This is a genomic window from Streptomyces sp. NPDC057638 (genome assembly GCF_042800315.1).
In the GTDB taxonomy this organism is placed as follows: Bacteria; Actinomycetota; Actinomycetes; order Streptomycetales; family Streptomycetaceae; genus Streptomyces.
Genome location: NZ_JBHVHF010000472.1, coordinates 1 through 4,169, shown reverse-complemented (window position 1 = coordinate 4,169; position 4,169 = coordinate 1). Strand labels below are relative to the sequence as shown.

The 4,169-nt window shown below is 74.4% G+C and carries 4 protein-coding genes; 2 read left to right on the top strand and 2 right to left on the bottom strand.

The window, feature by feature from the left end; genetic code table 11:
• Window positions 1-64 precede the first annotated feature (64 nt).
• Window positions 65-577 (bottom strand): hypothetical protein, encoded by a 513-nt coding sequence (locus tag ACFVIM_RS33450; protein WP_384309640.1) that lies wholly within the window; start codon window positions 575-577, stop codon window positions 65-67.
• 368 nt (window positions 578-945) lie between these two features.
• Here ACFVIM_RS33450 and ACFVIM_RS33445 point away from each other — a divergent pair, with 368 nt between their 5' ends.
• Together ACFVIM_RS33445 and ACFVIM_RS33440 are read left to right on the top strand one after the other, a co-directional pair.
• On the top strand, window positions 946-2,142 hold the full coding sequence (locus ACFVIM_RS33445; protein WP_384309637.1) for an alpha/beta hydrolase family protein: 1,197 nt from the start codon (window positions 946-948) through the stop codon (window positions 2,140-2,142).
• 150 nt (window positions 2,143-2,292) lie between these two features.
• Window positions 2,293-3,288 (top strand): zinc-binding dehydrogenase, encoded by a 996-nt coding sequence (locus tag ACFVIM_RS33440; protein ID WP_384309635.1) that lies wholly within the window; start codon window positions 2,293-2,295, stop codon window positions 3,286-3,288.
• Between the two features lie 3 nt (window positions 3,289-3,291).
• Here the strand turns inward: ACFVIM_RS33440 and ACFVIM_RS33435 are convergent, their stop codons facing one another.
• The gene (locus tag ACFVIM_RS33435) at window positions 3,292-4,020 is read right to left on the bottom strand and encodes a Type 1 glutamine amidotransferase-like domain-containing protein (RefSeq protein ID WP_384309632.1); all 729 of its coding nucleotides are present in this window, start codon (window positions 4,018-4,020) and stop codon (window positions 3,292-3,294) included.
• Window positions 4,021-4,169 lie beyond the last annotated feature (149 nt).

The window sequence follows — 4,169 nt, the reverse complement described above, 5'->3', positions numbered from 1 at the left end:
CCCTGACCCCGCGTCCGCCGGAGGGCCTCCGCTCTGTCGGCGGTGGCGCCCCGGCGACGTCCGGTCAGGAGTCCACCGCGTCCCGGAAGTTGAAGCAGCCGTCGATCCACGCCTGCTGACGCCCCTCGGCCACCTCGATCCGCGTCTCGCCGAAGAGCATGCGGTGGCTCTGCCAGCTCCGTCCGGTGAGCCGCGTGAGCGTCAGCCGCAGCGGTACCGTCCGCTCGCTGACCGGCCGTCGCATCGACAACCGCATCGAGGTGACCATCATGCGCTTCCTGGCCTCGCCGACCCCGATGTCCGGCACCGTCTCGAAGGCGGGGTGGAGCCGGTGGGCGTAGGCGTACAACAGGGAGGCCAGGGCGTGGAAGGAGGCGATCTGCGCCAGGACGGGGCCGTGCAGTACGGGCCGGTAGGGCGTGGGCGCGTCCGAGCCGTTGGTGAGGTCGACGTCGAAGACGCCGTGGTAGCTCTCGCCGTCGTAGTGGACCTCGGAGGCGGTCCACGGGGTAGCGGACCAGGAGGCGGAGAGCCCGTGGACGATGGCGGGGAAGCTCGGCGGCTGGGCGTCGGGCATGTGATCACCTCTCGGTCGGATGCCGGAGCGGGGCCGGGATGCCGGGTCGGGGCCGGGGACGCCTGGTGGAGGCGGGAGGTCCGTCGTCCGGGGTCGCACACCGCAACTGACTACCCCCGCCCGCCCGCGGATGCCGCCGCGGCGGGGCCGAACCACCCGTTTCGCGGAGCACCACGACGGGCGGCGAGTGCGAGCCCACGGGCCGGTACGACCACGGACGGATCGGTACGACCGCGGACGGCGGCTGCGGCGACTACGGCAGGTACGACGGATACGACCGCGGACGACGGGTACGGCAGGTACAGCGGGTACGACGGGTACGACCGCGGTCTGACGCGCCGCGCCGCCCGGACGCTTAGCGTGTGCGCATGGCCAGACTCTTACGCATCCGGGCGGCCGCGGCCGCCGTCCTCGCACTGTCGCTCGCCCTGCCGCTGACCGCGACCGGCACGGCGGCGGCGTCATCGTCCGGGGGGCCGCCCGTCTCCACCGCGGGGACGGCACCCACCACCACGGTGCCCCAACTCCCCCGTCCCACCGGCGCCTACCCGGTGGGCACGACCTCCTTCGACCTGGTCGACCGCTCGCGGCGCGACCCCTGGGTCCCCTCCGCGGACGGCCGTGAACTGGTCGTCAGCCTCCACTACCCGGCATCCCGCCCCTCCCTCGCTCCCCCGGCCCGGTACGCCACGACGGAGGAGGTGCGGCTGCTGGTCCAGGGGGTGGGCTTCGGTGACGCCGTTCCTCCCGAGCGGCTGGCCGCCATGCGGGTGCACGCGCGTACCCCCGCGCGGCCCGCGCCGGGGACGTACCCGCTGGTGGTGCTCTCCCCCGGCTTCGGCGTCTCCCGGTACACCCTGACCCATCTCGCCGAGGACCTCGCGAGCCGGGGCTATGTCGTGGCCTCCGTCGACCACGCCTACGAGTCCTTCGGCACAGCCGTCGGGAACCGGATGCTCACCTGCGTCGCCTGTGATCTGGTGGACAGCGGCGCCATGCCCACCGGTGTGGTGACCGCCACCCGGGCGCGGGACGTCTCCTATGTGCTGGACCGGCTGACCGGGCGCCACCCGGTGTGGCGGCACGCGGGGATGATCGACGCGCGGCGGATCGGTATGGCCGGGCACTCCATCGGCGGCGCGAGCGCGGCCACCGCGATGGCGGCCGACCGCCGGGTGGACGCGGGCGTCAACATGGACGGGGCGTTCTGGGAACCGCTGCCCCCGACGGGCCTGGACGGACGGCCCTTCATGCTCCTCGGCACCGACGACGCCGTCCACCGGCCCGGCGGCACGGACCGCAGCTGGGACGCGACCTGGGCCGGGCTCGACGGCTGGAAGCGCTGGCTGACGGTCGCCGGTTCGGAACACTTCAGCTTCTCCGACGGCCCCCTGATCCAGCACCACTTCGGGCTGCCGCGGCCGCCGATCCCGGCGCACCGCGCGGTGGCGGTGACCCGCGCCTATCTCGCGGCCTTCTTCGACCGGCATCTGCGCGGCACACCGCAGCCGCTGCTGGACGGCCCGAGCGCCGCCCACCCCGAGGTGGTCTTCCACCACCGGTGACCGGTGCGGTCCGCCCCACCCGGGTACGGGGTGGGGCGGGCCGCCGCCATCGGGGCGGCGTCCGCGCCATGTGCCGCCGCTTCAGCGGTGGACGGCCCGCGCTGCGGCAGGATGCGGGGCGACACGCGGACGAGCGGAGAGGCAGCGGTCATGAGCGAGACCATGCGGGCCGTCGTACTGGAGGGTCCGGGGCCGGTGGACCGGCTGCGTCTGCGCCGGGTGGCGCTGCCCGAGCCGCCGCCGGGCTGGGTGCGGATCAGGGTGGAGGCGTTCGGGCTCAACCGGTCCGAACTGCACACCCGGCTCGGTCTCGCCGAGGGCGTCACCTTCCCCCGTGTCCCCGGCATCGAGGCCACCGGCACCGTCGACCTCGACCCGGACGGAGTGTTCCCCCCGGGCCAGCAGGTGGCGGCCATGATGGGCGGTATGGGCCGGACCTACGACGGTGGCTACGCCGAGTTCACGGTGGTTCCCCGGGCCCAGGTCGTCCCCTTCAGCTCGGCGCTGCCCTGGGAGACGCTGGGCGCGATCCCCGAGACGCTCCAGACGGCCCACGGGTCCCTGACGACCGGACTCGACCTGGGCGCGGGCCAGTCGCTGCTCGTCCGGGGCGGCACCTCGGCGCTCGGGCTCGCGGCGACCGCCCTCGCCAAGGACCGTGGCGCGACCGTCTTCGCCACCACCCGCGCCCCGGACCGGCTCAGTGCCCTGGCCCAGCACGGGGTCGACCATCCGCTGGTCGACGACGGCGAGGTCGCCCACGCCGTACGGGCGATCCTCCCGGACGGCGTCCACGCCGCGCTGGAGCTGGTCGGGACCCCCACCCTCCCGGACACCCTGGCCGCCACCCGGGTCCACGGCACGGTCTGTTTCACGGGGATGCTCTCCAACCAGTGGACCGTCCGCGACTTCTACCCCATCGCCTATCTGCCCTCCGGGGTCCGGCTGACGGCCTACGCGGGTGAGGCCGCGGATCTGCCCGCCGAGGTGCTCCAGGGCTACCTCGGCCGGATCGCCCGCGGCGAGGTCTCCCTCGGGCCGGTCCATGTCTACGCCCTGGAGGACATCAGGACCGCCCATGACGACATGGAGCGGGGGCGCCGCGCGGGCAAACTCGTCGTCCGCGTCAACCACCCCACGGGCTGACGTTCAGACCACGACGCGTGCGGGGAGGCGTTCCTCGATCGCCTTGTCGCCGTCCCGGGTGACGACGTACGCGGCCTTCCCGGGCCGTTCCGTGACCGCCTCCACCAGTTCCGTCCCCCGGTAGACCAGGCCCACCCCGTCCTCGGTGCAGTGCGTGGTGGGCAGCGTCCCCTCGGCCACCAGCTGGTGCACCAGCGGACGGCGGCCCGGATCGCTGTCGTAGTGCACCCCGTTGCCGTACGGAAGGAGACCGAGCCCGTTGGTCAGGGGGCGCAGCCGGGGGCCGAAGGAGTCGGTGGCGCCGCCCTCGTACCAGCAGAGGGAGCCCGCGCTGATCCCGCCGAGGACCACCCCGGCCCGCCAGGCCCGGCGGAGGACCACGTCGAGCGCGTGGGCGCGCCAGACCGCCAGCAGATTGGCGGCCGAGCCGCCCATGACCCAGACGAGGTCATGGCCGAGGATCGTCTCCTCCAGGTCGTCGTGGTTGGGCATGGGGAACAGCTGGAGCGGGGTGAAGTCGAACCCGGCGACGCGGGCGGCCTCCGCCACGTTGTGGGTGACGTGCTCGGCGTCGCCGACGGCGGTGCCGACGTACAGGACGCGGGGGCGGCGGCCGTGGACGCCGGAGAGGTCCAGTGCGTGGTGGACGAGGGCGGCGAACTCGACCCGGGTGCGCCCGCCGGGGCGGTGGCCTCCGGAGGTGGCGACGATGGTGGGCTCTGGTGCGTTCATGGCTGGCGAGCGTAACCAGCGCGCGACCGGAGGCCCACCGTGGTGGGATGGGCGGCCCGGGGCACGGAGCGGGTGGGCCGCACGCCCCGTGCGCCCCCTGGCCCGCCAGGCGGGTGATCCGGTGTCATGCCCGGCCGGAGCGGTGACTC